The sequence below is a fragment of the Jutongia huaianensis genome (assembly GCF_014384985.1).
GTDB classification, from domain to species: Bacteria; Bacillota; Clostridia; order Lachnospirales; family Lachnospiraceae; genus Jutongia; species Jutongia huaianensis.
Window position 1 is genome coordinate 105276 of the sequence record NZ_JACRSX010000003.1, and the last position, 26604, is coordinate 131879.

Consider the following 26604-nt stretch of genomic DNA (forward strand, 5'->3'; position numbering starts at 1 on the left):
ACAGAGCTTGCGTCATTTACCCGGATATGGTAAAATATATCCGAAAAAAGGCACATATACTGGATTGATGGACTGCATCGCATTTTTTGCGATTCATTACAGTGTGCATTTTTCAGCATAAATTTCGATCAAGGAGCTGTTTATACTTATGGGAACATCCAATATACAAACATATCATCAAAGCACATCAAATCAAAATACAGTTAAACTGCGGGAGCTTTTGAAAACTATGCCGTCTTTTTGCCGGGATTATTTTCGTGGAATTGAACCAACGACCACTGCAAAGACCCGGATTGGTTACGGATATGATATTCGTACCTTTTTCCGATTTCTTTTGGCACAGAATCCTATGTTTCAGGATGCACAGATGACTGATATCCGGCTTCAGGATTTGGAACAGCTGCAGCCGGTTGATATTGAGGAATATCTGGAATATCTTAAGTATTATAAGTATGAGGATCAGGTGTTTACGAATGATGAACGAGGTATTAAGCGAAAGTTTTCTTCTCTGAGAAGCTTTTTTCTATATTATCAAAAAAGAGATCTTATCAAGAATAATCCTACGGTTGTTGTAGATATGCCAAAGCTTCACGATAGGGAAATCATCAGACTGGATTCAGAGGAAGTCAGTGAGCTTCTGGATCTCGTTGAACGAGGTGGTGACAATTTATCCGGTATGAAAAAGGTTTATTATGAGAAAAATAAATTGCGTAATATTGCGATATTTACGTTGTTTTTAGGAACAGGTATCCGTGTTTCGGAATGTGTTGGCCTGGATGTTGAGGATGTGGATTTCCGGAATAACCGTATCCGTATCATTCGAAAAGGCGGTAAGGAGGAATATGTATATTTTGGAGCAGAGGTTGCAGAAGCTCTGAAGAATTATATTAAAGAGGAACGTGTCCATGTAAAAGCAAAAGAAGGGCATGAACATGCCCTCTTCTATTCCATTCAAAAACGCCGAATCAGTGTCCAGGGAGTAGAAAATCTTGTAAATGAGTATACGTCCCAGATTACGACGTTTAAGCATATTACACCTCATAAGCTTCGCAGCACCTATGGCACGGCTTTATATCAACAGACAGGTGATATTTATCTTGTAGCAGAGGTTCTGGGCCATAATGACGTAAATACCACCCGAAAGCATTATGCGGCAATGGATGATGCGCAAAAAAGAAGTGCGGCGGATGCGGTTACACTTCGCAAAAAATAATGAATGTTATCCGATCAGAATGGTAAAGATCATCGACCGGTTGGATATGATTTAAATACATTGGAAATGCAGTCGTAGATGTTTTTGGCTGCATTTTTCTGGTAACCGGAAGATGTAATCTTGTTGTGATCCCTGTTACCGGAGATAAAGCCAAGCTCTATCAGAATGGCAGGAACGGTATTGTGGCGCAATACATAAAACTCTGCTTTTTTTACACCACGGCTTGGGATACTGAGATTCTCTTCTAACTGGTCATGCATGCGGCGTGCCAATGTCTGACTTTTCAGCCCCATGGAAGATACGCCGTTGTTGCTGCGGGCATAATAAACCTCCATTCCGTTTGCTCTTGTATTTGGCGCACTGTTCATATGGAGGCTTACAAAGAGATCGGCCTGAACCTCAGAGGCAAAACGCGCTCTGGCAGATAAGGATATAAATTTATCGTTGTAACGGGACCAGTATGCCTTGACATTTGAGGCAGAACTATTGAAATATTCTTTTGCCAGAGTATATATTATTTTGAAGTTGATATTTTTTTCTTTGGCTCCACGGCTTCTGGCACCAAAATCTTTCCCGCCATGTCCGGCATCCAATACAACAATATTTTTGTATATCTTACGGGGATCATTGACATTTACAAAAAGATAATCGCCCTGCTGTTCATATTTGTAACCCTGCAGTCTTGATGTTTTTACAGTGATCAGGGTGTGATTTCCGGACTGTGAAACTTTCAAAGAGGTAATTGCATTATTTCTTTGAAGAATCGGATACTGATCATAAAAGCTCTTCCACTTTCCTGGGATTTTCAAGACAAATTTGTGATCGTAATAATAATCGATATCTGTAATCTGATTTCCTGTTACTCCTTCCGGAAGATGGATGCGTATGGAGTAGGATGCTTTTGAAAAGGTAAAGGAAACGCCCTGTTCGTCATATGTTGTAGAAACTATACAGGTTGACTGATATTTGATGGTTACAGTGACAGTGCTCTCTGTTTTAGATATCGATATATTCTTTACAAAGGAATTCGTGACTGCCTTTTTTAATTCTCCTACGGCATTGTATGTGTTTGGAAATACGCAGGTCAATACACCTTTTTCTTCCTCAATTGATGTTTTGATCTGCTCAGAATCCATACTACGGTCTGTAAGGAGAGAAAGCTCCTGATCGCCACCGGCTGTGTTCTCTTCCAGATATACAGTGCTGAGGGCGGCTGAATAAACAGAATGGTCATAATCATCCGGAATCACGTCGATATCTAAAAAGACGCCATCGGTGTCATCGGTATCATAGTCGATATCTTCCAGTTCGTCGGTTTCCACCTCTACATCTCCGGTAGCTGTGGTTTCCTCGGCAGATGCGATATATGGCTGAAATGAAAGAATGCTGATCATCAATATGGTTAATAATAATCGAATTAAACTACTGTAGTATTTCAATATTTATCCCTCGTTTCTTTTTTCTTCTCACATCATAATATACTACAAAATAAATGTTGCAAATTCAAGGCAAAAGTGAGATATTCCAGAAAAATGATCCGGAGAAAATAAAATCCGCCGGATATGGAATGTTCCATAATCTGGCGGATTAAATATGTTTCAGCGAGAATTCATATGCAGAAAGGGGGATAATTGTGTATAAGGTTTTACTCAAAACAGATGAAATAAATTCTATCTTATAATGAAAAGAATGTAATGGTTTCGTCTGCCATTCATTGAGAATGTTGCAGGAAAACCGGGGGGATTACAGACTCTTTTCTAAATCCGGAAGCTCCGCATCGGATGCCCAGACAGGCAGAATCAATGGACGGCCGGCGTAAATGGTGTCGGTAGTGATGGAATTACATTTCTTAATTTCTGCAATATAATCCTTCATGGAGCCACATTCCTCTGTATAGTAACGCTTTGCAATAGACCAGATACTATCATTCTCCTCTACCATAACAGATACGATACGTTTCTCACGGATATTGGCAGCCTGTGTCCTCGCTGGTGATGCTGAGATTCTGCTGATGCCACTCATAACGAGCAGTCCCATCAGGAAAGCAATGATCACGCATGGTACGATAAATTTGTAATTTTTCATCATAATGACCTCCATTCGATAAAATCCTATGTAATGTTAAAAAACAAATACAAACATCTGTTCTGTGATATTAATATAGCACACGAACAGATGTTTGTCAATAGAAAATCGAACAAAAGTTCTAATAAGTTTATTATATACAAAAAAGCCTGATCACGGTATATCAAACGTGATCAGGCTTTGATCGATCTCTCTAATATCTGCGGTATAAACCGGCAACGGTTCCAAGAATCTCTACTTCATTGACAATGATCGGTTCCATCGTATCGTTTTCCGGCTGTAAACGGAAATGACCTTTCTCTTTGTAAAAAGTCTTTACTGTAGCGGAATCGTCAACCAGTGCGACCACCAGATCTCCATTGCGGGCTGTGTTCTGCTTATGTACAATGATATGATCTCCGTCATAAATACCAACATTGATCATACTCTCTCCTTTGACCTTCAGCATAAAAGCCTCTCCAGATGGCATATCATCTGCCAGAAGCGGAAAATATCCCTCGATGTTCTGCTCTGCGAAGATTGGTTCTCCGGCAGCAACATTTCCGATCAGGGGAACATTTACGATCTCCCGGCGCACAAGATTAAAATCATCATCTACGATCTCGATAGCGCGGGGTTTCGTGGGATCCCGGCGGATATAGCCGTTTTTCTCAAGAGTCTCCAGGTGAGAATGAACGGAGGAGGTTGATTTCAGATGAACAGCCTCACAGATTTCACGGACAGCCGGTGGGTATCCGCGATTTAATATTTCTGATTTGATATATTCCAATATTTCTAATTGTTTCGGTGATATTCTTCCTTTTTCCACAGCAGGGGTCTCCTTTTCTAGTATTCAAGATAAAAAGATGCAAACACAAGTTCTTTTTATTAGGATATCACAAGTAAGTTTTTTTGTCAAACAAATGTTCTTAGCGCAGTTCCCGAATATCGATCTGTTTTCCGTCGGACCAGATATGCTCCAGATCATAGAACAGGCGGTCATCCCGGTTGAACAGGTGAACCACCAGATCGCCGTAATCCATCAGGATCCAGCTGCTGTCCCGGTTCCCCTCGATCCGTTTCACATCAAAGCCGGCTTCATGCATTTTTTCCTGCACATTATTGATCATTGCCTGCAGCTGCGGTTTGCTTCCTCCTCCTGCGATGATAAAATAATCCGCCAGAATGGAGATCTCGCCGATTCCAATAACTTTAATCTCCTCGGCTTTTTTTTCATCTAATGCTTCATAAGCGGTTAATGCCATTTTCTTTGACTGTTCCATAGAATTTTCCTTTCTGTGCTGTAATTATGAGTCTCCGCGCTTTTTTTCGTGCAGTCGTTTATAGTAATCATATGCTTCCAGTGTGTGATGCTCGATCTGATCGGTTTTTTCTTTATCGCCTTTTCCGAGGTACTCTACGGTATCCCGTAGGATCATATAGACGGCTTCCTCCAGATCAATAAAGGCCATTTTACGGATGACCGGCAGATGCTCCAGCATTTTGCGGTTTGGCTCAATATAATCCGCGGTAAATACGATTGCTTCCAACAGGCTCATACCGGGACGTCCCGTAGTATGATAACGTATGGCACTGCAGACGGCGTCCTCTTCCACTCCGTATTTTTGGGCAGCATAGCAGGCTCCAAGCTTTGCGTGAAGCAGATAAGGCTGCTTTTTTTCTGTTTTATTGCATGGAATATCGTATTTATCACACTGGCGCAGCATTTCCTTATCGTCAAGGCATTTGGCACAGTCATGCAGTAAACCGGCCAGAGCCGCCTGCTGCAGATCAGCACCATATCGCATGGCCATGGAAATTGAGGTGTGCATTACGCCAATAGTATGGCAGTATCTTTTAGAAGTTATATTTTTTTGGAGCTTTTTCTGAATCTGCTCTAGTTGCTCATTATCCAGCATGTGCTTACACTTCCTTTGTAGTATATAAATTTTCTTTGAAAATATACTTCTCCACGTCGGGAGGAATCATCTGGCTCACCGATAGACCGGACAAGATCCGGCTGCGAATCAGACTGGAGCTGATGGGCATATCCGGCATAGAAAGAATCCGGATATCAGCCTGATAATTGCTGGTCAGGTAAGCCGCTCTTTCATACATCTGCTGCATGGTTTCTCCGTTTCGGGAAAATGCCAGGATCGTTGTCATTTTCATGATCATTTCCGGGTGATACCAGGTTTCCAGTTCAAACAGGGAATCTCCGCCCATCAGAAAATAAAACCGGTGATCAGGATATGTTTTTTGCAGCCGTTTCAGAGTTTGGGCCGTGTAGGTTGTTCCCTCATGGCGCAGCTCAAAATCTGAAAATGCAAAATATGGTGTGTCTTTGATCGCCTGTTTGATCATATTACTGCGGTGCTCCTCAGAAATAATTTCGGAGGAGTTTTTATGAGGGGGATTTTTGGATGGCATAAACCAGATCCGGTCAAGTCCTGCCTGCTCATATGCAGCCATAGCCATGGTCAGATGAGCATTATGAATGGGATTAAAGGTGCCTCCCATAATACCGATCTGACTCATTTTTTGGCAGCATCCCTTCTTTTCTTTTCCTTTTCGGGATTTAATTTATATAAGACAATTTTCTTGCCAATGACCTGAACTACCTGGGAGCCGGTACGCTCTGCCAGAATCCGTGCAAGCTCTTTTGGATCATCTGTACAGTTTTTTAATACGGATATTTTGATCAGCTCTCTGGCGTGGAGTGCATCACGGATCGCCTGGGTCATCTGGGGTGTCAGACTTGCCTTGCCAATCTGGAAGATGCTGTCCATTGTCATTGCCTGGGATTTTAACTCTGCCCGTTCTTTACTTGTCATATTTATTACCATGCCTTTCTTTGGGTTTTTCATACCTATTATAAACGAAGATGTGGCGGTTGCCAAACACTTTTTGGAATAATCCTGCATTTTGTACAATATATTATGGTAATTGAAGGAGATATGAGGTTTCCTATGAAGTATCAAAAAGCGTTTGCCCTGTTTTTAGCAGTGCTGCTGTTTGCCGGCAGCCTGGGAGATCCAATACATAATGTGACGGTTTATGCACAGGAGGAAAAGAAGGCCGAAGAAAATAATACGATGGATATTACTGCGCAGTCCGCAGTTTTGATCGAAAACAGCAGCGGGCGTATCTTATATGAGAAGGAAAAAGACAAAGAACTGATTCCTGCCAGTATTACAAAGATCATGACTCTGCTGCTGATCTTTGATGCGCTGGAAAAGGGACAGATCCATCTGGAGGATGCTGTTTCTGTCAGCGAATATGCAGCGTCCATGGGAGGCTCACAGGTGTTTCTGGAACCGGGGGAGACGCAGACGGTGGATACCATGATCAAATGTATCAGTGTGGCAAGTGCCAATGATGCGGCTGTTGCCATGGCGGAATATGTTGCAGGCTCCGAGCAGGCCTTTGTGGACCAGATGAACCATAAGGCAAAGGAACTGGGGATGAAGCATACGCATTTTATGAATTGCAATGGTCTGGATGATTCCATTGAAAGTGGTCATTACAGCAGTGCGTATGATGTGGCGTTGATGTCACGGGCATTGATCTCCGGCTATCCGCAGATCAGCCACTACTCTACCATCTGGATGGATGAGATCACCCATTCAACCAAAAAGGGGGACACACAGTTTGGACTGACCAATACCAATAAGCTGATCCGGACATATCAGGGAATCACGGGATTAAAAACCGGTTCCACATCAAAGGCAAAATACTGCCTTTCAGCGACAGCATCCCGTGCGGCTGTGAGCCTTACAGCAGTCGTGATGGCGGCTCCGGATCCCAAGATCCGTTTTAGTCAGGCTGCATCTCTGCTGGATTACGGTTTTGCGAACTGTACCGGTTTTGAGGATCAGACTACGGCTTTGAAGCTGCCTGCGATTCCGGTCAAAAATGGTGTATCAGAAACGGTAATTCCGTATATATCAAAGGATTTTTCTTACACCCTGTGCAAAGGGGAATCCGGAGATCAGATCGAACGTCGGATTGAGTATAAAAAGGATCTTACGGCACCGATCCGGAAGGGGGATATGATCGGCAGAATTGTTTATACAATGAATAACCAGACTCTGGAAGAAATCCCGGTCTATGCTGCCAGAAATGTGCCAAAGGCAACATATACCGACTGCCTGGGAAAGCTTCTTAAACGATGGTTTGTTGCTTAATATTACAAAGAATCAATCATTGATATATGGCATTTTCCGATACACTCAAAAAGGAAATCCATGCAGAAAACTGCGTTGGATTTCCTTTTGATATTGTCTCATCTTTGTATATTCATGGTCTGTATTATTGTGCCGGAGACGGAGAAACGGTCGCACTGCTGTCGGAGTAACCACTGACATCACTGGACGGAGTATACTCGAACTCTCCGTTTTTACCATTATACTTAAAAATAAACTGGTTAATGGCATCTGCCTGATACTCCTTCTGGATAGAAAGACAGGAGCCAACACCCGGAACATTTCCACCGGAGAAGTATGGATTCACAGGAATCTGCAGCTGATGGATCGTAGTGGTACCCATCATAACGACATCCTTAATATAATTAATGATCTGTTTGTTGGTCAGATCGGTTTTTACATTCTTTTTCAGGACATCTTTTGCAATGTCCAGCCATTTGGACATTGGCATTTTCTTGACCTTATTGAAAATACTGGTAATGGCATTTCTCTGACGCCAGGTACGGCCGTAATCATCAATCTGGCCGGTCGGTGTCACCGGCTGAATACCTTTTGCATATTTACGGATACGGCAGTAACCAAGAGCCTGCGCTCCGTTCAGCGTGTGTTTTCCAGCTTTTACATTGCGGTACTTGGCGGGACGGATATAGTTAGTGGCATTCAGATATGCAGCTTCAGATTCTGTGAGCTCGATCTCCACACCGCCGACATCATTGACGATGGTTTTAAATGCATCAAAGCTGACTTCAACGTATCCATCTAACTGGATGTTAAAATTCTGTGCAATCGTTTTATAAAGAAGCTCGATTCCACCAAAGGTATTGGCGGAATTTAACTTATTGCTGCCATGATCCGGAATCTCTACCAGCATATCACGCATCAGTGTTGTGAGCTTTAATGTGCCGTGCTTCATATCCAATGTAGCGATCAGCATGGTATCGGTCAGACCGGCGGCAGCATAACCATTCTCCTTTCGGTAGTCATTTCCCACCAGAAGTACATTGACAATATTGTCATCGGAATTGACCCGGATACCGGACAGATCTACCTTTGATAAAGAGGTATCATAATCTCTCTGCACCACATCAAGGGTATCCAATACAGCTACCTGCCCTTTGGCGGCTACGAATCCCAGTGCACCGCTGACAATCAGTGCTACTACATAAAGTACTCTTTTAACCCACATATGTAATCCTCACATTTATCTTATAGTTTTTGCAATAAATACTTATATATTTTACATGATACCTGAGAAATATGCAAGAGATAGTGTACAAAAAACGGGATTGATTGAGAATATTTTGAAAATAAATTGTAGAGGAAAATTTTATATAAAAAGGGCAAAAACACTGTTTTGCCCTTTTTGTGTCTATTGTGCCGGTGTGGTGGTTCCGCTGCCGGAAGTATAGGTATACTCCTGCCCTTCTGTGCCTTTATATTTAAAGATAAAATCATTTAATGCAGCGGTATTGGCTGTCATATCCGGTAGGATGACAGAACCGAGGTTTGTGGTGGAACCCGGTGCATAATAATCTCTCTGCGTCGTAAAATAATTATCCATCGGAATCTGCAGCTGATAAATCTCCATCGTTCCCATCATAACTACATCCTTCATATATCCGATGATATCCTGACTGCTAAGATCTGTGGTCACATATTTGCTGAGAATGGTCTGTGCCAAGTCCATAAGCTTTGGCAGGGAGGTCCCTTTTGCCTTATTGAAGATAGCGTTAATGACATTTCTCTGACGCCATGTACGACCGTAATCGTCCATTTTGCCGTTTGGTGTGACAGGGGTAATTCCTTTGGCGGTTTTACGGATACGGCTGTAACCGAGAGCCTGTGCTCCGTTTAAGGTGTGCTTGCCTGCCTTCACATTGCGGTATTTGGCAGGACGGATGTAATTGGTGGCATTCAGATATGCGGCCTCCGATTCTGTAAGCTCGATATCCACTCCTCCTACGGCGTTGACAATGGCCTTTACCGCATCAAAGCCTACTTCTACATAGCCGTCAAGCTTGATATTAAAGTTCTGTGCAATGGTCTTATAAAGAAGTGTCGGACCATCCTCTCCATAGCCGAAGCATGAATTCAGACGGTTCTGACCATGTCCGGGGATCTCAACGATCTGATCACGCAACAGAGAAGTCAGCTTAAGATTTTTGTGCTTTTTATCCAGTGTGGCGATCATAATAACATCAGGAAGCCCTGCTGCTGTATATCCGGTCTCCTTACGGTAATCATTACCGATGACCAGAATATTTACGATGTTGTTATCACTCTTGTAATTGCCCTTCGGGAGTTTAACCTCCTTGAAGGCATTGTCCTTATTTTGATTGACAGAGCTGAATACGATCTGTGTCCGGGCAATCCAGAAGCCGGCAAATATGCTGGCACACAGAGCAAGTCCAAAGAGCACCTTTGGAACGATCCGTCTGTTTTTTTTCTTCGTTTTTTTCATTTTAATCCTCATCTTCCTATATATACATTATTTGATTACATACATATGCATCATACACTATTACGCAGTGTTTCACAAGTCCGATTCATAATCTTTCAGAAACTATTCAGAAATACAACATGAATTTGCAGGACAATCTCTTGACGAACATATGTACTTCCTTTATAATAAAGCAGATATTATTTTTATTAGAAATGAGGTGAATCATATGGCTCGTGGTGCCGGAAAAAATAACTGGGCACTGTTTTTGCTGCTTCTGGCAGGGATCGTGATCGGCAGCTTTATTGCTCAGGCAACTGCAGGCGTTTCTGCTCTTTCATGGCTCAGCTATGGACAGAAATTTGGTCTGACACACCCATTCAGGCTTGATCTTGGGATCCTGGTGCTGACTTTTGGTCTTTCGGTAAAGATCACACTGGGAAGCATTCTTGGAATTATTATTGCAATTATTATTTATCATTTTATTTAATGCAATATTTAAAAGAACTGTTGTTGAATGATAGATCAGAAAAGGAACCTGTTTTTATTACTGGTACATAATTAAAAAATACTCCGGCAAAACCGAATTTATTTCGGATCTTTGCCGGAGTATTTTTTTATGTTTCTATATTACGTTTTCGTAGATAGATTAAACCGGATAAGCCTTGCTCTCGGTATCAGCAGCGGCTGCATCTACCTTGTTCTGCTGTGCCTCACGGTATTTGAAGAACTCAGTTGCTACCTGTGGGAACAGTGCGTAGGAAAGCACGTCCTCATCCTGCTGCTTGTACTGAGCCATTTCCTTCTCGATATCTGCAAGCTGAGGCTTGATTAGATCGGCTGGACGGCATGTGATCGGTTTGGTATCACCAATACACTTCTTCTGTACTTCCTTATCAAATGGCTTTACAGTCTGTCCGAACTCTCCGGAAAGGAGTTTCTTGGACTCTTTTGTTACCATCTTATAACGCTCGCCGGATACTACATTCAGAACAGCCTGTGTACCAACGATCTGTGAAGAAGGTGTTACAAGAGGTGGCTCACCGAAGTCCTTACGAACCTTTGGTACTTCCTCAAGTACCTGCTCGTACTTGTCCTCCTGCCCCATTTCTTTGAGCTGGGATACCAGGTTACTAAGCATTCCGCCAGGTACCTGATAACGCAGTGTCTGGATATTAACCCCGAGCACCTTTGTATTCATCAGGCCAGTCTTTAATGCTTCCTCACGCATTGGACGGAAGTAATCAGCGATCTCTGCAAGCTTATCAAGATCAAGACCGGTATCATAAGGTGTGCCCTTGAACGCCTCAACCATAACCTCTGTAGCAGGCTGGCTAGTACCCATAGCAAATGGAGAGATTGCGGTATCGATGATATCGCAGCCTGCCTCTACTGCCTTCATATAAGTCATAGAAGCTACACCGGAGGTGTAATGGGTATGAAGATCGATTGGAATATCAACGGACTCCTTCAATGCCTGAACAAGCTCAGTAGCCTTGACAGGAACTAAGAGACCTGCCATATCCTTGATACAAAGGGATTTGGCACCCATATCCTCAATTCTCTTTGCCATATCTTTCCAGTAATCCAGAGTATATGCATCACCCAGAGTATAGGAAAGAGCAATCTGTGCATGACCGTTTTCTTTGTTGGCTGCCTTTACTGCGGTCTCCAGGTTACGGAGATCGTTCAGACAGTCAAAGATACGGATAATATCAATACCGTTTGCGATGGATTTCTGTACGAAATACTCTACCACGTCATCTGCATAATGATTGTAACCGAGGATATTCTGTCCACGGAAAAGCATCTGCAGCTTTGTGTTTTTGAAACCGTCTCTTAATTTACGAAGTCTCTCCCATGGATCCTCCTTGAGGAAACGAAGGGAAGCATCAAATGTAGCACCACCCCAGCACTCTACTGCATGGTATCCGATCTGATCCATCTTGTCTACGATCGGAAGCATCTGCTCTGTGGTCATTCTGGTGGCGATCAGAGACTGATGAGCATCACGCAGAATGGTTTCTGTTATTTTTAAAGGTTTCTTTTCAATAGATTTCTCTTTATTAGCCATGATTCTCCTCCAATTCTAAATTCCAAAGATTGCCATAAATACGCCGGCTGCCACAGCAGTACCGATAACTCCGGCAACGTTTGGTCCCATTGCATGCATCAGCAGGAAGTTTGTAGGATCTGCTTCTGCTCCAACCTTCTGGGATACACGAGCCGCCATTGGAACGGCAGATACACCGGCAGAACCAATCAAAGGATTGACCTTGCCCTTTGTGACGAAGCACATCAGTTTTCCGAATAATACACCGGAAGCGGTACCGATTGCGAAAGCAATCAGACCAAGACCAACGATCTTTAATGTACTGAGTCTTAAGAATGCCTCAGCAGATGTTGATGCACCAACGGAAGTACCAAGCAGAATAACAACGATATACATTAATGCATTGGATGCTGTCTCTGTCAGCTGTTTTACTACGCCGGACTCCTTGAACAGGTTACCAAGCATCAGCATACCTACCAGAGGTGCTGTTGTCGGCAGAAGCAGACATACAACGATCGTTACGATAATAGGGAAAAGAATCTTCTCCAGTTTGGATACAGGACGAAGCTGTTCCATTTTGATCTTACGCTCTTTTTCTGTGGTAAAAAGCTTCATGATCGGTGGCTGGATGATCGGCACCAGTGACATATAAGAATATGCCGCCACGGCGATCGGTCCCATATACTCCGTCTGCTTTAACTTACCACAGAGGAAAATAGAAGTAGGACCATCGGCACCACCGATGATTGAGATAGCGGCTGCTGCCTTATCGTTGAATCCCCAGAGGATTGCAATAAGATAAGCGGAAAAGATACCGAACTGAGCGGCAGCACCCAGCAAAAAGCTCATCGGATTCGCAATCAGTGGACCGAAATCTGTCATAGCACCGACTCCAAGGAAGATCAGTGATGGCAGGATACTCCACTCATCGAGAATATAGAAATAATGTAACAATCCACCAACGCCATTGGAGGTGTCCTCCGGATTGGCCATGATGTCCGGATAAATATTTACCAGGATCATACCAAAGGCAATCGGAACCAGCAACAATGGCTCATACTCTTTTTTGATCGCTAAATAGAGAAAGACACAGCCTACCAGGATCATCAGGTAGTTACCTGGAGTCAGCGTGGTGAACGCTGTCTGGCCGGCCAGATTCTCAAGCGTTGAGATAATATAATCCAAAGTTATTCCCTCCTAAAATTAGTTCAGTGTTGCAAGTACAGCACCAGCTTCAACAGAATCTCCGGCAGCAACATCGATGCTTGCTACAGTACCGTCTTCAGGTGCAACAACCTCGTTCTCCATCTTCATAGCCTCAAGAATAAGAATCACATCCCCCTTCTTCACTGCCTGTCCGACAGATGCCTTTACAGAAAGGATCTTACCTGGCATTGGTGCGTTAACCTTAACAGCACCTGCACCTGCAGCCTTTGGTGCTGCCGGCTTAGCTGCCTTAGGAGCAGCTTTTGGTGCGCTTGCTGCAGCAGGAGCCGCAGAACCTGTTCCCTCTTCTACAGTTACGTCATAAACAGTTCCATTTACTGTAATTGTATAATTTTTCATGATAATCCTCCATTTAATAAATTCAATCGTTTATTTGTTAGCTATTATCGACGGATAATAGAACGAACAACAAGTCCGTCTGCGCTTTCTGTTTCAGAAGCAGCGGCAATGGCTGCGGTGATCACAGCAACTAATTCCAGGTCATCTACCAGGTTCTCAGGCTCGGAAGCGACCGGTGCCACAGGTGCGGCTGCTGCCACAGGAGCTTTCTCTGCTTTTCCTTTGCCAATGAGACCAATGAATTTGAAGCAGCTGATCAGGAGACTGATAAAGATCAGCACCAGGAATACGATAGACATACTCAGGATCGTATTCAGACCTGCCTTCTGCATTTTCTGGCCCAGAGTTTTATATTCATCAAATTTGAATGAATAGTTGCCACTGTCGTCTGTCTGGATCTGACCGTCCTTGTCGAAGGTCAGACTTGCAAGAACCTTGTCTCCGCTCTCGCACAGGATTGTCTCTGTAACTGTAGCGGAGTCTGTGGTGATCGTAAACTCTGTTTTTTCTTTTTTCTTTAATCCCTTATACTGTGCCTTCTGCTTTGCATAAAGCTTATACTGTGCAAGGGTTGTATCATTCATCTGATCTTTATATGTGGAAATGGTTCCCTCAAAATCTGCTGCAAACCAGCTTGTCAGGAAGTTGTCTGTCTGCTGTTCCAGCGTTTTCTTGTCAAAGTTTTCATTTCCACGGACTAAAGAACAGCCGGATACCATCAATACACAGGATAAAACACAGAAAAATAATAATAATTTTCTTTTCATAAATGCCTCTCCTTCTTAGATGGTTCCATGCTTCTTGCCGATTGGATACTCACTTTTTGTGAACAGAAGCTCAAATGCGAAAATTAACTGTTTTCTGGCTGCCTCAGGGCTGATGATGGAATCAATATACCCTCTGGCTGCAGCAGCTTCTGTGCCGGACTGGGAAGCAAACTCAGCAGCCTTGGCAGCAAGATCAGCATCCTTATCGTCAGCATACATGATCTTGGCAGCAACCTGGGCATCCATCATACCGATCTTTGCATCAGGAAGGGCAAATACCATATCTGCACCGATGTGCTTGGAGTTCATGGTGATGTATGCACTTCCGTAAGCATTTCCTGTGATCAGATTTACCTTAGGAACATCTGCCTCAGCAAATGCAGCAGTAAGGGCAGCCGCCTTGGAAGCGATGGTCTTCTCCTCTTCTACTGTAGTAGCAAAGCCTTCTACATTGGTCAGGGTCAGAATCGGAATATTAAATGCATCACATGTTTTGATAAAGGAAGCCGCTTTGTCACATCCGTCAGATGTCAGGCGGGCCTCAAAACTCTCCTGCTCACTGCCGTCCTCGCCGTAAACAGCGGTTCTGTTGGCAACGCAGCCTACAGTCATACCGTCAAGACTGATAAAGCCTGTAACCATTTCTTTTGCGAAATCCTTCTTTAACTCAAGGAAGAAGTTATTGTCGCCCAGATCTTCCAGTGCTGCAGCAGGATCCTTAACCTCAGCGGCAAAATCAGGAACCAGACGATTCAGATCATCCAGACACTCTTCCATACCACCGATCTCGTTATTGTTCTCCGGGAGAATACTTACGAGGTTACGTACGTTTTCAAATACCTCAGCCTCTCCGTCGCAGATCACATCTACAACAGAAGCTGTTTTCTGGAAATCAGCAGATGCAGTATCCAGCTTATCGGTGTAATTACCCTCCAGTGTGTTTGGAGAGTTTACGAAAAGCTTACCGTTGTTCTGCTCCATAAAGGTAAAATCGCTCATTGCAGCCATAACAGCCACACCACCACCACAGTTACCAAAGATGGCACTGATCTGTGGGATCACTCCGGAAGCCTTTGCTTTCATCTTGTAGATCTGACCAAATCCTGCAAGGGCATCTGTGGACTCCTGAAGACGCATTCCTGCGCAGTCGATCAGACCGATCACAGGTACTCCTGTCTTCATTGCAAGCTCATAGATGTGTGCAATCTTCTTTGCATGCATCTCTCCGATCGTACCATTCAGTGCAGATGCGTCCTGACTGTATACATAGACAGGATTGTTCTGGATCAGTCCATATCCGGTGATGACACCATCTGCCGGTACGGATTTCTCCTGCATGTTGAAATCTGTGCTTCTCTTGGTAATTCCAGCACCGAGTTCAACAAAACTATTCTCGTCAACTAAAGACGCAATACGGTCTTTCGCAGACATAGTGTTTGAGTTACTCATGTTTTGACCTCCTATATAGTAGTAATAATAATAACAAATTTACACCAAGTATAAGTGTATCTCTTTTGGGCAAAAATGGCAACCGTTTTTTCGCCATTTTTTTGTTCCGGGAAGAAAAAAGAATGATTCTTCCGTTTCTTCATATAATTTAGTTAATTCTATATGAAATACAGGGTAATATCATGCAAAAAATCATAAGTTTTCTTTTGCTTGTCTTTTGTCTTTTCCTTTTGACACAACCATTAAAAAATCATATGGCAATACGGGAAAAAGCTTTTTGGGAGCCATCCCAAAAGCCTGCAGAGTCCATTGTACCGGTTGTCCGTATGACGGCATCGGAGCTTGGTTCCAGTGTTGCTGCCTCTACCCCGTCATCTCTTTATGCAAAGGCATATTGCGTGATGGATACAGAATCCGGAAGATTTCTGCTTTCCCAAAATGAGAATAAAAAAATGCCAATGGCAAGCACAACCAAGATCATGACTTGTATTCTTGCACTGGAATCCGGCTGTCTGGATGAAATGGTGACAGTATCTGCTTATGCGGCATCCATGCCGGATGTTCAGCTAAATATCCGGGAAGGCGAAAAATATCGTCTGGGAGATCTGCTGTATTCTTTGATGTTAGAATCCCATAATGATACTGCCGTTGCCATTGCGGAACACATTGGCGGGTCCGTGGAGGGATTTGCAGAGCTGATGAACCAAAAGGCAGAGGAAATCGGCTGTGTTTCTACGCATTTTGTTACACCAAATGGTCTGGATGATCCGGAGCATTATACCACAGCAAAAGAGCTTTGTATGATTGCATCTTATGCGATTCAAAATAAAGAATTTCAAAAGGTGATCCAGACTCCTCAGTATCAGTTTCAGGATGCGTCAGGACAACGCAGCTTTCAGGTGTCTAATCATGATGCCTTTCTTGGCATGTATCAAGGGGCTCTGGGAATCAAAACCGGTTTTACCGGGAATGCAGGTTACTGCTTCTGCGGTGCCGCCACCAAAAATAACCGTACGCTGGTCTCTGCTGTCCTTGCCTGCGGATGGCCGCCTCATAAAACCTATAAATGGTCCGATACCACAAAGCTTATGGATTATGGCTTTGAAGGTTTTAAAACCTGTGAGATCCCGTCTGATCGCGATACCTGGAAACTGTCTGTGGAAAATGGCTGTGATCACAATGTCACTGTATTTATGTCAAAAGAAGATACGGACAGTCTGCAGCTGCCACTCCGGGCCGATGACGTCGTGGAAATCCGGACGTCTCTGCCGGAGAAGCTGACTGCACCTGTCCGCAGCGGGGATATCGTGGGGTGTCAGGAAATCCTGCTAAATGGGGAGATTTTAACAAAATCTCCGCTTTATACAGGGCAGGATATTGCAGCCATGGATTTCCCCTATGTGTTAAAACATTTATTTCGGAATTATGTGTTTTCGTGATGTGCTACGGCAGATTATTTACTGCTGCCGTTTTTGGTTTCATTTCCGGTTTCCGTGTCAGAGACAGAGCCTCCGTTCGAAAACTGAAAGCTAAAGATTGTTACTCCTAAGATCACGACACCTACAATAACTAAAACGATAGTTGTACCCATAATAATCTCCTTTTCTGCACATAATGTGCCAATATTCAATTTTTGGTTAATGGAATGAAAAGAAGATCTTCTCGCCATCCTTGTCATGGATAAACCGCATGATCCGGGCGAGATGATGAGTTGTAGATTTATAGAATGCCGGTTCATAACTTCTCCGGGCAAAAAAGACACAGAAGCAGAATATGATCGACGTATATAACAGCAATAAAAGCTGCTGCTGCCGTCCATCCTGACGGAAGGATACCGGGCGTGAAGCTTCAAGCTTCGGCTGCAGTACCCGTATGCCTAACTGCTCCGTGCTGCAGACATCCGGCGAATCTGTCCGGATGGAAGAAAGTGTGGAAAGCAGGCTTTCCCGGCGGAAATGATCAGAGGTGTCCATTTGTGAGATTCTGGTAACATCCGTTCCAATCCCTGAAATAAGCACAAAGAAAAGCATGGCAACGATGAGCCAGCGCTGTTTTCGTAATTGATTCATAGGACACCCTCCTTTCATATGTTTGATAAAGTTTAAAGTAACTTCGGATATAAGTTTCCAAAGGCTTGCTATCTGCGTTTATCCCTTGCATCATAATATATGCAGAAGATACCGGTTAATGATCAACAGCGTACTGCCTGTTCCGGCATATTACGCTCTCCCAGCCGTACAGCCTTACATACCCGGCGGTAAACATGATCACAGACCTCTACGGATTTCATGCCTTTATAATCCTCATAATAAAGAGGTTTCAAAAAATAAACCTGTGTGTGGACATGCCGCAGGGAATTGAGATCATATACCTTCCAGGAATCTACTAAAGCCACCGGAACAATGGGAACCTTTGACTTCATGGCACTTTTGAAAGTGCCGGGCTTAAAAGGATCCACCTGATTGCCATTGCGGTGCTTATATCCTCCTGCAGGGAAAATAATGAACTTCCGGCCCTGTGCTGTCTCTGCGGAGACCTCCTGTATGATCTTGGCCGCCTGACGGATATCATGGAGCTTGATGCGCTTGCCTTTGACCAGATCAATGAACTGGCTGACTAACGGCATATGGGATCTGGCATCATCCATCACTACCGAGCATGGCAGCGGATGACCGTACATGATCCCCAGAGCATCGTACTTCCCCTGATGATTGGGAAACATCACATATCCTCCCTGAGACGGCAGATTTTCACGGCCATATACAGAGGTGGAGATCCGGGCGGTTTTCATCATCTGGCGTATCATTTTCAGATCATACTGATATCGAAACTCCTCGGAATATTTCCGGTCTCTTGCGGCATAATAGCCTGCCTGGGGAATCATCCAGGCTCTATGTAAATTTCTGATCAATACATATACAAAGCGAAGCAATTTTTCTTCCTCATTTCTTATGACGATATTTCGTCTTTCATTTCTCCTGATAGATAATGTATCATATTAACTTTTTTTTGGCAACTGTTGCAAAAGGAAGATGGTACATATAAAATGGAGCAAGAGAAAACGTAATAAGGGGGACATCAAACCATGGCATTAGATGGAATGGTAATTGCTGATATTGTATATGAACTGGAGCGGGACCTGGCAGGAGGCCGTATTGCCAAGATCGCACAACCGGAGAAGGACGAGCTGCTTCTGACGATTAAGCAGAGCAGAACCGGGGAGGACGGAAAGACTGTCCGCAGTCAGAAAAGGCTGGTGGTTTCCGTGAATCCAAGTCTCCCACTGATCTATGAAACGGAGGAGACAAAGAACTCTCCTATGACGGCACCAACCTTCTGTATGGTACTCCGGAAGCATTTGTCCAACAGCAGAATCCTGTCTGTCCGGCAGATCGGTCTGGAACGTGTGCTTTGCTTTGAACTGGAGCATCTGAATGAAATGGGGGATCTGTGTCACAAAAAGTTATATATCGAGCTGATGGGCAAGCACAGTAATATCATCTTCTGTCAGGAGGATGATGTGATCATTGACAGTATTAAACGGGTGTCGGCTCTGGTCAGCTCTGTGCGGGAGGTACTGCCGGGCAGAACATATTTTATCCCAAATACACAGGAAAAACTGGATCCCTTTACGGTAAGCTGCGAGGAGTTTACAGAAAAAATACTGACGAAGCCTATGCCGCCGGCAAAGGCACTGTATACCTCTCTGACCGGTTTCAGTCCGGTTATGGCCAATGAACTGTTATACCGGGCAAGTCTGCAGGATGCCGCCTCTACCAGTGAGCTTTCGGATATGGAGCGGCTTCATTTGTATCGCAATTTTGAACGGCTCCGGGAGGAACTGCTCTCTCACTCTTTCGCTCCGACACTGGTCAAACGGGGGCAGGAGCCGGTAGAGTTTGCGGCGTTTCCATTGACTTCCTATGAGAGGGATGAGACCTGCCAGAGTATTTCTTATGACAGCATCAGCCGGCTTTTATACGACTTTTATGCGCAGAAGGAGCTGTATTCCCGGATCCATCAGAAATCCTTTGAGCTGCGCCGTGTCACCAATACGGCGCTGGAACGCTGCCGTAAGAAATATGATCTTCAGGAGAAACAGCTTCGTGATACGAAAAAACGTGATAAATATAAGGTATATGGTGACCTTTTAACAACCTACGGGTATAGTCTGACTGGCGGAGAGAAAAGCTTTACCTGTGAGAACTATTATGATGAGGGCAAAGAGATCACAATACCACTGGATCAGACAAAATCTGCCATGGAAAATGCCAAGCGGTATTTTGATAAATATGCCAAGTTAAAAAGAACCTTTGAGGCATTGACGGTTCAGTTAGAGGAAACAAGACAGGAAATAGAGCATCTGGAGTCTGTGAGCAATGCACTGGATATTGCCCGCCAGGAGGAGGATCTGACATTGATCCGTCAGGAGCTTTCGGAGTGTGGTTATGTAAAGAAGCATGCGCAGCCACGCAGTAACAGAGGGCGTGTGAAGATAAAAAGCAAGCCGTTTCATTATATTTCCTCCGGTGGATTTCATATGTATGTGGGAAGGAATAACTATCAGAATGATGAACTTACCTTCCACTTTGCCAATGGCGGTGACTGGTGGTTTCATGCCAAAGGAACGGCAGGCTCCCATGTGATCGTAAAGACAGAGGGGAAGGAACTGCCGGACAGAACCTTTGAGGAGGCAGCCGCTCTGGCAGGCTGGTATTCCAAGGCGAAGGATCAGGCAAAAGCCGAGATTGATTATATTCAGAGAAAGCATATCAAAAAGCCAAACGGAAGCAAGCCGGGTTTTGTAGTATATTATACCAATTATTCCATGACAATCGTACCGGACATTTCCGGTCTTAAGGAAATAGAGGATTAAAATTGTACCCGAAGCCGGAAGCTGACGGGTGCAGAAAGGAATGGAAATTATTATGATACGTTCTGACAATCATGTACACACATCATTTTCTACTGACAGTGATACCCCGATGGAGGCGATGGTACAGCGGGGCATAGAACTGGGGCTGGATTCGGTCTGTTTTACGGATCATATTGATTATGATTTTCCGGATACCGGAAATGGTGTGGAGTTTTTGTTTGAGATGGAGCCATATTTTGAGATGCTCTCCTTTTTGCAGGGGAAATATCCGCAATTTGAGATCCGCCGAGGTGTAGAGCTTGGTCTGAAACCGGATCTGGCACAGAGATGTAATGCGCTGATCCAGACTCATCCATTTGATTTTGTGATTGGTTCGACACATTTAGTTGATGATACAGATCCGTATTATCCGTCTTTCTGGGAGCAGTTTTCAGAGAAGGACGGAATCCGGAGATATTACGAGATCACTATGGAAAATATCCGAACAGATACAAAGTTTGATGTCTATGGTCATATTGATTACATTATCCGTTATACACCGACACAGCAGAAGAACAAGGCGCAGGGGATCATTGACGAAGCATATATGGATCGGTGCTTTCGGGATTCGTCGGATATGATCGACGAGATCCTTCGTCTCCTGCTGGCAAAGGGCAAAGGCATAGAGGTCAACACGGCCGGGATTAAATATGGTCTTGGCCATACCAATCCACAGGAAAAGGTACTGAAACGCTACCGGGAGCTTGGGGGCGAGATCATTACCGTTGGTTCAGATGCCCATGAAACGAAGCATCTGGCATATGCCTTTGAAGGAATTCCGGAGCTTTTACGAAAATGTGGTTTTCGGTATTACACAGAATTCCGCAAGAGAAAACCGGAAATGATTCCGTTATGATATCTGCCGGAGTTTCTGCACGAAGGATCGGATATTTTCAAATGTTTCATTGATCTCCTCCATTGTGTTTTCATGGCCTATGGTGATGCGCAGTGCGCCCAGTGCCATTTCATCCGAAAGTCCGATAGAGTGCAGTACATGGGATGGAGCCTGATCTGCAGAGGAACAGGCAGAACCGCCGGATACATAAATGTCTTTTGTTTCCAGCATAGCGATCAGCGTGGCGCTGTCAATACCATAAAAGCTGACATTTAAATTGCCCGGCAGGCGTTTTTGGCTGCTGCCGTTTAGTCTTGTCATAGGGATTTCTGACAGAATCCGGTGCATCAGGTGATCCCGAAGGGAAGATTCCTGTCCGGCATATTCTGTCATATGCTCCAGAGAAAGCTGCGCAGCACATCCCATACCAACGATACCGGCAACATTTTCGGTGCCTGCTCTTCTGCCCTGTTCCTGGGCACCACCGTATAACAGAGGAGACAGAGGCGTTCCCTCTTTGGCGTAGAGGAAGCCGACACCTTTGGGACCACCAAATTTATGAGCACTGACACTTAAAAAATCAATCGGTGTGCTTGAAACATCAATGGGTACATGGGCATATGCCTGCACAGCATCTGTATGAAACAGGATGCTGTTTTTTTGTGCAATCTGACCCAATTCACGGATCGGCTGCAGAGTACCGATCTCATTGTTTGCATACATCACAGAAATCAGGATCGTATCAGGACGGATTGCCTTTTCCAGGACAGCAGGCGCCACAAAGCCCTCCCGGTTTACCGGAAGGTATGTTAGATCAAAACCGCAGTTTTCCAGAAAATGACATGTATGAAGGATGGCATGATGTTCTATGGCAGAGGTGATGATATGACGTCCTTTTCCGCAGAGAGACCTGGCAGCATTTACCAGCACCCAGTTATCTGATTCTGTTCCACCACTGGTAAAAATAATTTCCTGTGGCTTTGCGTGGATGCCCCCGGCCAGAACTGTGCGGATCTGATCCAGCTTTTTATGAAGCAGTCTTCCTTCTTTGTAAGAACTGGAAGGATTGTAATAATAATCATGAAGATAAGGTGTCATTTCACGGATGACCTCCGGATAAACTGCTGTGGTTGCGGCGTGGTCCAAATAGATCATTTTATACGTTGCCCCCATGTATCCTGTTATTCATACTTTATGCGCTTTTTTGTCATAGTTGCATTATTTTTTCATAGAAATGAACAAAGAGGTATGACCGGACAGAGTGATTGACTGCCGGCTTCGGAGGAACACTCATGGGAACAATGGCGAGGAAGCTTCTGAAAGGGACTTTATTATTGACAATTACCGGATTTGTGACAAGAATTCTTGGATTTTTTTACCGGATCTATCTGGCCGATATGCTGGGAGCACATTATCTGGGAATCTATCAGTTGATCTTTCCCGTATATGCCATTTGTTTTACCATTTATGGGGCAGGTATCCAGACTGCACTGTCCCAGGTCATTGCATCGGAAAAGAATCAGAATGACAATGTCTGCTCAGTGATGAAAATATTCCGGACCGGAACGGCGATTGCCCTGCTCCTTGCCTTTGGACTGCAGTTTTTTATGTGGTGGAAAGCAGAGTGGATCGCTCTTCATTTTGTGATGGAGCCGGCTCTGACGCCTTACTTAAGAATTATGGCAGTATTCTTTCCTTTTTGCTGTCTGTCGGCGTGTATCAATGGGTATTATTATGGAATACAGGATGCAAAGATTCCGGCGATAACCCAGGTAATCGAGCAGATCTTCCGGATCTTTTTTGTGTTTGGCATGACGTTTTTTATGATGCCGGATGCCACGGTGGAGGAAAACTGCCGCATTGCAGTATGGGGGCTTGCAGCCGGAGAGATCAGCTCCTGTTTTTTTAATGTATGGAAGCTCTGGAAACACTGTCGGGATAGATCTGACTCCGGAAAAAGGAAATTATACCGGCAGCATCGGCAAAACGGCTGCAGCGCCGGAATCCGCTCTCTGCTCTGGCTGGCTTCTACTCTCACATTGACAAGACTTTTTATTACATTTCTCAACAGCGTGGAAACAGTTCTGCTGCCGGCAATGTTAAAGCGGTACGGCTGCAGTAGTGAGGAGGCGCTTAGCATTTACGGTGTGCTGACCGGTATGACATTTTCATTTCTGTTGTTTCCCTCTACCATTACCAACTCTCTTGCGGTACTTTTAGTACCTTCTGTGGCGGAGGCGGATGCTGCCGGGGATACCCGTATGATACGGAGAAGCATTTCCCTTTCCATCCGGTATTGCCTTCTTCTGGGGATTCTGTGTACCGGCATTTTTATGGTATTTGGCAAGGAACTGGGATTGGTAATCTTTCACAATGAACTGGCAGGAGATTTTTTGGTAACGCTGTCATGGCTTTGTCCGTTCCTGTATCTTGGAACGGCTCTTACCAGTATTATCAATGGAATGAAAAAAACACATATCTCCTTTTTGATCACGGCGGTCAGTCTGGGAGTGCGGATCTTGTTCCTGCTGTGGGCGGTTCCGGTGTATGGAATGCGTCTTTATCTGATCGGTCTGCTGGTGAGCCAGCTTCTGCAGGTATTATTGGAACTGCTGTATCTGAAACCGTATTTGTGGGCCGGAAATGATGCTGAGACGGTGAGGACAGAGGAGGATTTCGATGCTTTCCGGGGAATTTTTGTGCCCGGAATATTGCTGATTCCCAGTGCCGTTACGGCAAAAAGCAGCTACCGGTGGCTTGGCAGCTGCTTCTCTGACCGTTATGCAATTTTGTATCTGGCGGCAGCAGGTATGATATTTTGTATGATCTACCTGGCCGGATTGCTTCTGACCGGAGGAATTACTCTGTCTTTTCTCCAGAAGAGGAATCCTTCGGCGGTTTCGTCTCATCAAAGGTAAGACCGAGATTGCCGTCTTTTGCGATCGTGTTGTTCAGACGCATCTTTAACTCACCCCAGGCGTCCACCAGAGCCATTTTCTCGGAAAACGGCATATCCTTCAGATAAGACATATTTTCATCCTCCGGAAGCATGGATGACCGTGGCATGGTCAGAATATATGTACGGTTCGAATTGATCGTGATCGTGGTATAATCTGATTTTGACAAAGTCAATTCAAACTGAAATGCCCGTCTTCTGGCATCCACAGTAATATCCCGTGCGATCTTGTTCCGTTTGCGGTATAAATAATCTACAATCTTATCTAACTTGTAATCGATACTGCTCCCCATAACAGCTACCTCCTATGAATAATACATAGTTTTCTATATCAATAGAATATCTATTTTTTCATAGAATGTCAACCTTATATGCGTACATTTGCGGAGACATTCCGTTCTCAAACGGTACGCATTTTATTTCCCGTAATGTACATGGAGCAATTCATGGGAACGTTCCTTCAATATGCCGTTTTCGTAAAGATTGATCAGGGTTGGGTTATCACAGGAACGTTTGACGATGGCGGATTTATCCGCTTTATACATGCCCTGAGCCCGATCCTCTTTGACACTGCGATAACCAAACGGCTGACCGGCACCACCGATACATCCGTAAGGGCATGCCATCACTTCTACAAAATCCAGCTTTTCCTCTCCACGTTGCAGCTTACGGATCAGGGTATCTGCATTCCCAAGACCATTTACCACACCAACACGGAGTGTTTTATCTCCAAGAGAAATCTCTGCGATTTTAGTTCCTTCTAGTCCTCTGACACCGGAATATTCAATCTCGCGGAGCGTTTCATTATTCTTTGCTGCTACATGGCGGAGAGCAGCCTCCATGACACCACCGGTCACACCGAAGATCACGCCGGCTCCGGAATTGATAGAAAATGGCATATCAGGAGCACTAGGCTCAATCTCCTGAAACTGGACACCAAGTTCCTTGATCATCAGGATCAGTTCCTTGGTAGTAATGACATAATCGACATCGGGAACCCCGTTACGACAAAATTCATCCCGTGCCGCTTCGTATTTTTTGGCGACGCATGGCATGACCGCAACGGAGATGGTTTCCATACCTGCTTCTGCGTCGGCCGGCTTGTAATATTCTTTTAAAACAGCACCAAACATTTCCATTGGTGATTTGCAGGTTGAAACATACGGTAAAAGCTCCGGGTATTTCGTTTCTACGAAACGCACCCATGCCGGACAGCAGGAAGTGAAAAGTGGCATGGTATTTCCCTGAGGATACTTTTTTTCACCGTTTTCCAGCTTGTAAACCAGTTCGTTTGCTTCTTCGATCACGGTGAGATCGGCACTGAAACTGGTGTCAAATACCGTGTCAAAACCAAGCATGCGCAGAGCAGTGTAGATTTTGCCAATCGTATTTTTGCCGGGAGCGATGCCGAATTCTTCTCCAATCGCCACACGGACTGCAGGGGCTATCTGGACAACGACCCGTTTATTTGGGGCATAAAGTGCCTGCCATACTCCTTTTAAATCTTTTTTGATCGTAATGGCAGCGGTTGGGCAGACAGCAGCACATTGTCCGCAGTTTACACAGTCTGTCTCGGCAATAGGACGGCCGAAAGCAGGACTGACGATCATATTGGCACCACGGTGGGCAAAGTCAATGGCACCCACATGCTGTACTTCGTTACACATTCTTACGCAGTCGCCACAGAGAATACATTTACTAGGATCCCTGACAATGGACAGGGAGGAGTCGTCGATCACCGGCTCCGGATGTGTGTTTGGAAAACGCACCTTTGTAAGATGGAATCTGGCGGCCAGCATCTGGAGACGGCAGTTGCCGTTTTTCTCACATATGGTGCAGTCCCGGCAATGGGATGCTAGAAGCAGCTCCAGGATCATTTTGCGGTGCTGATGAAGCTTTGATGTATTGGTACGGATCACCATTTTGTCTTTCGGCGGTGTGGAACAGGAGGCGATAATGCTTCCACGTTCATCTTCCACAACGCACATACGGCAGGCACCGTAAATGGACATATCCGTGTAATAACAAAATGTAGGCACATGGATTCCTGCTTTGCGGATAACCTGCAGGATATTTTTTTCATCCGTAAAAGCGGTACGGATTCCGTCAATGATCATATATTTTTCAGACATATTTAACCT

27 protein-coding genes are annotated in these 26604 nt (G+C 44.5%); 7 read left to right on the forward strand and 20 right to left on the reverse strand.

Annotation, left to right across the window (positions count from 1 at the left end; genetic code table 11):
* Window positions 1-148 precede the first annotated feature (148 nt).
* The gene (locus tag H8704_RS03930; RefSeq protein ID WP_249297422.1) at window positions 149-1213 is read left to right on the forward strand and encodes a tyrosine-type recombinase/integrase; all 1065 of its coding nucleotides are present in this window, start codon (window positions 149-151) and stop codon (window positions 1211-1213) included.
* A gap of 29 nt (window positions 1214-1242) precedes the next feature.
* Here H8704_RS03930 and H8704_RS03935 read toward each other — a convergent pair whose 3' ends face one another.
* The 7 genes from H8704_RS03935 to H8704_RS03965 all read right to left on the reverse strand — a co-directional run bounded on the left by H8704_RS03935 (window position 1243) and on the right by H8704_RS03965 (window position 6111).
* Window positions 1243-2652, reverse strand: coding sequence for an N-acetylmuramoyl-L-alanine amidase family protein (locus tag H8704_RS03935; protein ID WP_147354605.1), 1410 nt, complete (start codon window positions 2650-2652; stop codon window positions 1243-1245).
* 304 nt (window positions 2653-2956) lie between these two features.
* On the reverse strand, window positions 2957-3301 hold the full coding sequence (locus H8704_RS03940) for a LysM peptidoglycan-binding domain-containing protein (protein ID WP_182439777.1): 345 nt from the start codon (window positions 3299-3301) through the stop codon (window positions 2957-2959).
* Window positions 3302-3491: 190 nt separating this feature from the next.
* Window positions 3492-4106, reverse strand: a complete 615-nt coding sequence (lexA, locus tag H8704_RS03945) for a transcriptional repressor LexA (RefSeq protein WP_022464792.1) — start codon at window positions 4104-4106, stop codon at window positions 3492-3494.
* Between the two features lie 100 nt (window positions 4107-4206).
* The gene (gene rsfS, locus H8704_RS03950) at window positions 4207-4560 is read right to left on the reverse strand and encodes a ribosome silencing factor (protein WP_022464793.1); all 354 of its coding nucleotides are present in this window, start codon (window positions 4558-4560) and stop codon (window positions 4207-4209) included.
* A 24-nt stretch (window positions 4561-4584) separates the two neighbouring features.
* Window positions 4585-5196 (reverse strand): bis(5'-nucleosyl)-tetraphosphatase (symmetrical) YqeK, encoded by a 612-nt coding sequence (gene yqeK, locus H8704_RS03955; RefSeq protein WP_022464794.1) that lies wholly within the window; start codon window positions 5194-5196, stop codon window positions 4585-4587.
* A 4-nt stretch (window positions 5197-5200) separates the two neighbouring features.
* Entirely contained in the window at window positions 5201-5815 is a 615-nt protein-coding gene (gene nadD / locus H8704_RS03960; protein ID WP_249297423.1) for a nicotinate-nucleotide adenylyltransferase, read from the reverse strand.
* Complete coding sequence (locus H8704_RS03965) at window positions 5812-6111, reverse strand: YhbY family RNA-binding protein (RefSeq protein ID WP_022464796.1); 300 nt, start codon at window positions 6109-6111, stop codon at window positions 5812-5814. The genes nadD and H8704_RS03965 overlap by 4 nt, the downstream gene beginning before the upstream one ends.
* Window positions 6112-6246: 135 nt before the next feature.
* Here H8704_RS03965 and H8704_RS03970 point away from each other — a divergent pair, with 135 nt between their 5' ends.
* On the forward strand, window positions 6247-7464 hold the full coding sequence (locus H8704_RS03970; protein WP_249297424.1) for a D-alanyl-D-alanine carboxypeptidase family protein: 1218 nt from the start codon (window positions 6247-6249) through the stop codon (window positions 7462-7464).
* A gap of 124 nt (window positions 7465-7588) precedes the next feature.
* Here the strand turns inward: H8704_RS03970 and H8704_RS03975 are convergent, their stop codons facing one another.
* Complete coding sequence (locus H8704_RS03975; RefSeq protein ID WP_249297425.1) at window positions 7589-8668, reverse strand: LCP family protein; 1080 nt, start codon at window positions 8666-8668, stop codon at window positions 7589-7591.
* Window positions 8669-8851: 183 nt separating this feature from the next.
* Window positions 8852-9943 (reverse strand): LCP family protein, encoded by a 1092-nt coding sequence (locus H8704_RS03980; protein ID WP_022464799.1) that lies wholly within the window; start codon window positions 9941-9943, stop codon window positions 8852-8854.
* A gap of 208 nt (window positions 9944-10151) precedes the next feature.
* Here H8704_RS03980 and H8704_RS03985 point away from each other — a divergent pair, with 208 nt between their 5' ends.
* Complete coding sequence (locus H8704_RS03985; protein WP_022464800.1) at window positions 10152-10412, forward strand: DUF4321 domain-containing protein; 261 nt, start codon at window positions 10152-10154, stop codon at window positions 10410-10412.
* Window positions 10413-10571: 159 nt separating this feature from the next.
* Here the strand turns inward: H8704_RS03985 and H8704_RS03990 are convergent, their stop codons facing one another.
* Genes H8704_RS03990 through H8704_RS04010 form a run of 5 tightly spaced genes read right to left on the reverse strand, consistent with a single transcriptional unit; the run spans window position 10572 to window position 15757 of the window.
* The gene (locus H8704_RS03990) at window positions 10572-11996 is read right to left on the reverse strand and encodes an oxaloacetate decarboxylase subunit alpha (protein ID WP_022464801.1); all 1425 of its coding nucleotides are present in this window, start codon (window positions 11994-11996) and stop codon (window positions 10572-10574) included.
* A 15-nt stretch (window positions 11997-12011) separates the two neighbouring features.
* Window positions 12012-13160 (reverse strand): sodium ion-translocating decarboxylase subunit beta, encoded by a 1149-nt coding sequence (locus H8704_RS03995; protein ID WP_022464802.1) that lies wholly within the window; start codon window positions 13158-13160, stop codon window positions 12012-12014.
* A gap of 18 nt (window positions 13161-13178) precedes the next feature.
* Window positions 13179-13541, reverse strand: coding sequence for a biotin/lipoyl-containing protein (locus H8704_RS04000; RefSeq protein ID WP_022464803.1), 363 nt, complete (start codon window positions 13539-13541; stop codon window positions 13179-13181).
* Between the two features lie 44 nt (window positions 13542-13585).
* On the reverse strand, window positions 13586-14308 hold the full coding sequence (locus tag H8704_RS04005) for an OadG family protein (RefSeq protein WP_022464804.1): 723 nt from the start codon (window positions 14306-14308) through the stop codon (window positions 13586-13588).
* Between the two features lie 15 nt (window positions 14309-14323).
* On the reverse strand, window positions 14324-15757 hold the full coding sequence (locus tag H8704_RS04010) for an acyl-CoA carboxylase subunit beta (protein WP_249297426.1): 1434 nt from the start codon (window positions 15755-15757) through the stop codon (window positions 14324-14326).
* A gap of 254 nt (window positions 15758-16011) precedes the next feature.
* Here H8704_RS04010 and H8704_RS04015 point away from each other — a divergent pair, with 254 nt between their 5' ends.
* Complete coding sequence (locus H8704_RS04015; RefSeq protein ID WP_249297427.1) at window positions 16012-17196, forward strand: D-alanyl-D-alanine carboxypeptidase family protein; 1185 nt, start codon at window positions 16012-16014, stop codon at window positions 17194-17196.
* A 14-nt stretch (window positions 17197-17210) separates the two neighbouring features.
* Here the strand turns inward: H8704_RS04015 and H8704_RS04020 are convergent, their stop codons facing one another.
* From H8704_RS04020 to H8704_RS04030, 3 genes are all read right to left on the reverse strand, one after another.
* The gene (locus tag H8704_RS04020; protein WP_182439775.1) at window positions 17211-17348 is read right to left on the reverse strand and encodes a hypothetical protein; all 138 of its coding nucleotides are present in this window, start codon (window positions 17346-17348) and stop codon (window positions 17211-17213) included.
* Window positions 17349-17394: 46 nt separating this feature from the next.
* Window positions 17395-17826 carry a hypothetical protein gene (locus tag H8704_RS04025; protein ID WP_118678547.1) on the reverse strand — a complete coding sequence of 144 codons (432 nt, stop codon included), beginning with the start codon at window positions 17824-17826 and terminating at the stop codon, window positions 17395-17397.
* A 122-nt stretch (window positions 17827-17948) separates the two neighbouring features.
* Entirely contained in the window at window positions 17949-18689 is a 741-nt protein-coding gene (locus H8704_RS04030) for a lysophospholipid acyltransferase family protein (protein WP_118678546.1), read from the reverse strand.
* Between the two features lie 153 nt (window positions 18690-18842).
* Between H8704_RS04030 and H8704_RS04035 the strand changes: the two genes are divergently transcribed.
* Window positions 18843-20633 (forward strand): Rqc2 family fibronectin-binding protein, encoded by a 1791-nt coding sequence (locus H8704_RS04035; protein WP_249297428.1) that lies wholly within the window; start codon window positions 18843-18845, stop codon window positions 20631-20633.
* A gap of 28 nt (window positions 20634-20661) precedes the next feature.
* Complete coding sequence (locus tag H8704_RS04040) at window positions 20662-21528, forward strand: histidinol-phosphatase HisJ family protein (protein ID WP_330605821.1); 867 nt, start codon at window positions 20662-20664, stop codon at window positions 21526-21528.
* Here H8704_RS04040 and H8704_RS04045 read toward each other — a convergent pair.
* Window positions 21523-22662, reverse strand: a complete 1140-nt coding sequence (locus H8704_RS04045) for a cysteine desulfurase family protein (RefSeq protein ID WP_249297429.1) — start codon at window positions 22660-22662, stop codon at window positions 21523-21525. The two genes, H8704_RS04040 and H8704_RS04045, sit on opposite strands and share 6 nt — an antisense overlap.
* Window positions 22663-22799: 137 nt before the next feature.
* Here H8704_RS04045 and H8704_RS04050 point away from each other — a divergent pair, with 137 nt between their 5' ends.
* Complete coding sequence (locus H8704_RS04050; protein WP_249297431.1) at window positions 22800-24425, forward strand: polysaccharide biosynthesis protein; 1626 nt, start codon at window positions 22800-22802, stop codon at window positions 24423-24425.
* On the opposite strand, the gene H8704_RS04055 is transcribed toward H8704_RS04050, so the two are convergent.
* Together H8704_RS04055 and H8704_RS04060 are read right to left on the reverse strand one after the other, a co-directional pair.
* On the reverse strand, window positions 24367-24756 hold the full coding sequence (locus H8704_RS04055) for a hypothetical protein (RefSeq protein ID WP_249297433.1): 390 nt from the start codon (window positions 24754-24756) through the stop codon (window positions 24367-24369). The two genes, H8704_RS04050 and H8704_RS04055, sit on opposite strands and share 59 nt — an antisense overlap.
* Window positions 24757-24879: 123 nt before the next feature.
* Window positions 24880-26595, reverse strand: coding sequence for a [FeFe] hydrogenase, group A (locus H8704_RS04060; protein ID WP_249297436.1), 1716 nt, complete (start codon window positions 26593-26595; stop codon window positions 24880-24882).
* Between the last annotated feature and the right edge of the window lie 9 nt (window positions 26596-26604).

Coding starts and splice junctions, on each gene's coding strand:
- H8704_RS03930 (WP_249297422.1), top strand. CDS start 149: ATGGGAACATCCAATATACAAACATATCATCAAAGCACATCAAATCAA.
- H8704_RS03940 (WP_182439777.1), bottom strand. CDS start 3,301: ATGATGAAAAATTACAAATTTATCGTACCATGCGTGATCATTGCTTTC.
- rsfS (WP_022464793.1), bottom strand. CDS start 4,560: ATGGAACAGTCAAAGAAAATGGCATTAACCGCTTATGAAGCATTAGAT.
- yqeK (WP_022464794.1), bottom strand. CDS start 5,196: ATGCTGGATAATGAGCAACTAGAGCAGATTCAGAAAAAGCTCCAAAAA.
- nadD (WP_249297423.1), bottom strand. CDS start 5,815: ATGAGTCAGATCGGTATTATGGGAGGCACCTTTAATCCCATTCATAAT.
- H8704_RS03965 (WP_022464796.1), bottom strand. CDS start 6,111: ATGACAAGTAAAGAACGGGCAGAGTTAAAATCCCAGGCAATGACAATG.
- H8704_RS03970 (WP_249297424.1), top strand. CDS start 6,247: ATGAAGTATCAAAAAGCGTTTGCCCTGTTTTTAGCAGTGCTGCTGTTT.
- H8704_RS03975 (WP_249297425.1), bottom strand. CDS start 8,668: ATGTGGGTTAAAAGAGTACTTTATGTAGTAGCACTGATTGTCAGCGGT.
- H8704_RS03980 (WP_022464799.1), bottom strand. CDS start 9,943: ATGAAAAAAACGAAGAAAAAAAACAGACGGATCGTTCCAAAGGTGCTC.
- H8704_RS03985 (WP_022464800.1), top strand. CDS start 10,152: ATGGCTCGTGGTGCCGGAAAAAATAACTGGGCACTGTTTTTGCTGCTT.
- H8704_RS03990 (WP_022464801.1), bottom strand. CDS start 11,996: ATGGCTAATAAAGAGAAATCTATTGAAAAGAAACCTTTAAAAATAACA.
- H8704_RS04000 (WP_022464803.1), bottom strand. CDS start 13,541: ATGAAAAATTATACAATTACAGTAAATGGAACTGTTTATGACGTAACT.
- H8704_RS04005 (WP_022464804.1), bottom strand. CDS start 14,308: ATGAAAAGAAAATTATTATTATTTTTCTGTGTTTTATCCTGTGTATTG.
- H8704_RS04010 (WP_249297426.1), bottom strand. CDS start 15,757: ATGAGTAACTCAAACACTATGTCTGCGAAAGACCGTATTGCGTCTTTA.
- H8704_RS04015 (WP_249297427.1), top strand. CDS start 16,012: ATGGCAATACGGGAAAAAGCTTTTTGGGAGCCATCCCAAAAGCCTGCA.
- H8704_RS04020 (WP_182439775.1), bottom strand. CDS start 17,348: ATGGGTACAACTATCGTTTTAGTTATTGTAGGTGTCGTGATCTTAGGA.
- H8704_RS04025 (WP_118678547.1), bottom strand. CDS start 17,826: ATGAATCAATTACGAAAACAGCGCTGGCTCATCGTTGCCATGCTTTTC.
- H8704_RS04035 (WP_249297428.1), top strand. CDS start 18,843: ATGGCATTAGATGGAATGGTAATTGCTGATATTGTATATGAACTGGAG.
- H8704_RS04045 (WP_249297429.1), bottom strand. CDS start 22,662: ATGATCTATTTGGACCACGCCGCAACCACAGCAGTTTATCCGGAGGTC.
- H8704_RS04050 (WP_249297431.1), top strand. CDS start 22,800: ATGGGAACAATGGCGAGGAAGCTTCTGAAAGGGACTTTATTATTGACA.
- H8704_RS04055 (WP_249297433.1), bottom strand. CDS start 24,756: ATGGGGAGCAGTATCGATTACAAGTTAGATAAGATTGTAGATTATTTA.
- H8704_RS04060 (WP_249297436.1), bottom strand. CDS start 26,595: ATGTCTGAAAAATATATGATCATTGACGGAATCCGTACCGCTTTTACG.